The 3324-nt window shown below is 45.6% G+C and carries 3 protein-coding genes; 2 read left to right on the top strand and 1 reads right to left on the bottom strand.

All coding sequences use genetic code 11. The annotated features are described in order from the left end of the window. Positions 1–12: 12 nt before the first annotated feature. Complete coding sequence (locus BC349_RS11335; RefSeq protein ID WP_187256040.1) at positions 13–606, bottom strand: hypothetical protein; 594 nt, start codon at positions 604–606, stop codon at positions 13–15. A 337-nt stretch (positions 607–943) separates the two neighbouring features. Here BC349_RS11335 and BC349_RS11330 point away from each other — a divergent pair, with 337 nt between their 5' ends. Together BC349_RS11330 and BC349_RS11325 are read left to right on the top strand one after the other, a co-directional pair. Further along, positions 944–1885 (top strand): tyrosine-type recombinase/integrase, encoded by a 942-nt coding sequence (locus BC349_RS11330; protein ID WP_187256030.1) that lies wholly within the window; start codon positions 944–946, stop codon positions 1883–1885. Between the two features lie 3 nt (positions 1886–1888). Further along, entirely contained in the window at positions 1889–3037 is a 1149-nt protein-coding gene (locus BC349_RS11325) for an IS91 family transposase (protein ID WP_187256029.1), read from the top strand. Positions 3038–3324 lie beyond the last annotated feature (287 nt).

Here is a 3324-nt window from a genome sequence, read left to right as displayed (position 1 = left end):
TGTTGGTGGCAGTTAATATCGCCAGTTAAGTATCACACAATGTTCTTTCCAGGTCTTGTCGCTTTGCTGTTGATAAAGCATAATGCCACCGCCACCGCCAAGATAACTGTGTCCGTTGTCCCACTGAACTATTGCGAATGTTTTTGTATTGTCAAAAATCGGTCTTGAATAGTAGCAAATAACTCGGTCTGAAATATCTGTTGTGTTAAATTTGTTTACGTATTTGGTGAAATATTTGATTTGCTTTTTGTCAGTCAATTTGAATTTCTCAACTACGTACCTTTTGGAAACGGTCGCTGCTCTATCATTAATTAATATAAATTTCGGTAGTTCATTGTCTGACCATAAAGTTGTGTCCGCAACTAAAGAATTTTGAATAATTTGAGAGAACATTACTGTGTCCAGCTTTTGATTAGAATACTCTCTTGCATTTTCAAAATAAAACCACAATTCTTTTATGTCAAGTCGTGTTACTTTTAAGGGTTTCGAATAAAGAAACAGACTTCCGTGTCCTCCTATAGCGGTGTCAAGTAAGTTTTGGTAATTATTTGTTTGTGCAAACGAGTTTAAACAATTGAAAAGAAGTAAAAATGTCGAAAGTCTCATAAGCATTTTCTGAATAGATGCTGTCTTTTTTCGCTTTGCATATTAGGGTGTGTCAATTTTAATTGCCACCAACGTGAAGGCATTGCAGCAGTGGCGGTATAGAATTCCGTCTGCCGATACCAAAGCTGAATAAAGATATAAAGTTCAAAAGATGTTCTATCGCTCAATTCATTTCGTCAAGCCCGGAACAACAGTTCAATACAGTTCCCAAAGTTCAACATATATTCCGTCACCCGCCATTGATGCAATGCAATGTTGCACTAAACCTTCGGTAGCCTTTCCTACTCAAATTCGGGGAACGGTTTGTAGCTTTTTGATATAACAAAAATCAAAATTTATGACTACTACAAACCGTTCTCCGCGTCCCTCTACACTGGTTGCCCAGGCATGTGCTAATGTAACTGGTTTTCATGATTTATTCAAGCGGCTCAAGCGTCGCATGAAGACATCCGGCAGAAGCGAAAGCACCCTCAACAATTACGCCCGGCACCTGGCACAGATGGCCTTACATTTCAACACGCTGCCTACTGAACTCGATGAAGATCAGATTGAAGATTACCTGTATCTCCTGCAGCAACAACACAACACGCCTTCGGAATCCTATTTCAAACACACTGTGTATGGCCTTCGGTTTGTATTCCGGCTGGAAGGACTGGATGACAAACGCATTGCCCTGCCTGCCATTCAACGGGAAGAAAAACTTCCGGTAATTCTGAGCCGGGAAGAAGTAAAACGGCTGCTGCACACACCTACTTTGCTTAAGCACCGGATCCTGATCGCTCTACTGTATGACTGTGGCCTTCGCTGTATGGAAGTGCGTAGCCTGCAACTCAAAGACATTGATCTGAACCGCCGCATGTTGCACATCCGGCAAAGCAAGGGCAAGAAAGATCGCTATGTTCCTATTGGCTCGGTACTGGCAGCCGGACTTCAAAAATACATCGATGCCGAAGGTCCTGTTAAGTGGCTCTTCAATGGCAAAGGCGATCCTTCAATTGAAGGCCGCAAAGGAGGCGATTTTGACAGCCGCTATTCCCAACGTGGTGTGCAGTGGGCCGTTACCCAGGCAGTCAAACAGGCAGGCATTAAAAAAGAAGTATCGGTTCATACCCTTCGTCATACCTATGCCACGCATTTATTGGAAGCTGGCATCGATATCATGACCATCCAAAAACTCTTGGGCCATGAGAGCATCGATACCACGATGATTTATTTACATGTTGCGCAACCCGTTGATCGACCACCCCTCAGCGTGCTGGATCAGCTTTACGGCAGGTAAACCGTGCAACCGGCTTTTGAACTGGCCACTATTCTGAACCTGCACTGGGAGCGAGCAAATGAGCAACTATCCTTAAACAGTTGGCAGTGGCGCACCCTGCATGCGATCCGGCGCTGCAGAACGGCAGCACTGGGCGGGCATATTGATCAGTGCGATAGTTGCGGGCACCTGCGTATCAGCTATAACAGTTGCCGCAATCGCCACTGTCCCAAGTGCCAGGGACAGCAGCGGGAAGCCTGGATGGCGGCCCGGCAGGAAGAACTATTGCCTGTTCCGTACTATCATGTGGTGTTTACATTACCGGAGGCGATCAATCAACTGGCGTTGCATAAACCGGCTGTTGTTTATGGTTTGCTATTCTCAACCGTTTGGAGTACGATTCAATCTTTTGCATCGGATCCAAAACACCTTGGTGCTCAAACCGGTATGATCAGCATCCTGCATACCTGGGGACAAACACTCACCCTGCATCCGCACCTGCATTGTATCGTTCCGGGTGGGGGTATCACTTCTACGGGCCATTGGAAAAGCACCCGCTGCAAAGGCAAGTTCCTCTATCCGGTAAAAGCCCTGAGTGCGGTATTCCGGGCCCGGTATGCAGCAGCCTTGCGAAAAGCGTTTCCGGAGCAGCCACCGGAATTTTTCAACCAGCTTTTTGCTACCCCCTGGGTAGTGTATGCCAAACGTCCTTTCGGTGGACCTGACCAGGTGATTGAATACCTGGGACGCTATACGCATAAGATTGCGATCAGCAATCATCGCATCACGGCAGTCAATGATCAAACTGTTCAGTTTACCTACAAGGATTACCGACAGGCAGGTACTAAAAAAGAAATGTGTTTATCTGCAGTAGAATTTATCCGGCGCTTTGCGCTGCACATCCTGCCTAAAGGATTTGTGCGGATTCGGCATTATGGGATGTTGAGTAATGCGGTAAAGCAGACATCACTTCCAACGATCCGGGAACAATTAACTCCGAAGCAGAACCGCAACAAAAAAGAGCAACCTACTGCAGAACTATCCGTACCAATTGAAGCCAGCTGTCCCTGTTGCAAAAAAGGCCGCATGCAACACGTGATGGATTTTGATCATCGGGGACCACCTATTGCAATATTGAACCAGGTAACATCAAATGTAAAGACGACCCTTTGAAAGCTGATTGCCGAACAGGCCTGGGAATTTTATATCCATTACCTATGAAAACATTGCATGATTGCCAGGAGAATCAATAGAAAATCCTGATCCGGAATAAAATTAGCTATCCTTTTGAAGGGAGTAAATCCATCATGCAACTCCAGATCAGTTTAATCCTCCGGTTTTCATTTCTTAAACCAGTAACTTCTACTATTCAAACCCCATAAGTAATAGCCCGGCTACCAAGGTTCCGTGCAACATCCGCTTCATCGTTGGCGCTTCGCACCCGACGAAGCTTAGTTGTT

The sequence above is a fragment of the Flavihumibacter stibioxidans genome (genome assembly GCF_014332695.1).
In the GTDB taxonomy this organism is placed as follows: Bacteria; Bacteroidota; Bacteroidia; order Chitinophagales; family Chitinophagaceae; genus Flavihumibacter; species Flavihumibacter stibioxidans.
The sequence above is the reverse complement of the archived record's forward strand: the minus strand, read 5'-3'. Positions and strand labels throughout refer to the sequence as shown.

Excerpts from the sequence above, each read along its gene's own strand:
- BC349_RS11335 (WP_187256040.1), bottom strand. The coding sequence starts at position 606 with ATGAGACTTTCGACATTTTTACTTCTTTTCAATTGTTTAAACTCGTTT.
- BC349_RS11330 (WP_187256030.1), top strand. The coding sequence starts at position 944 with ATGACTACTACAAACCGTTCTCCGCGTCCCTCTACACTGGTTGCCCAG.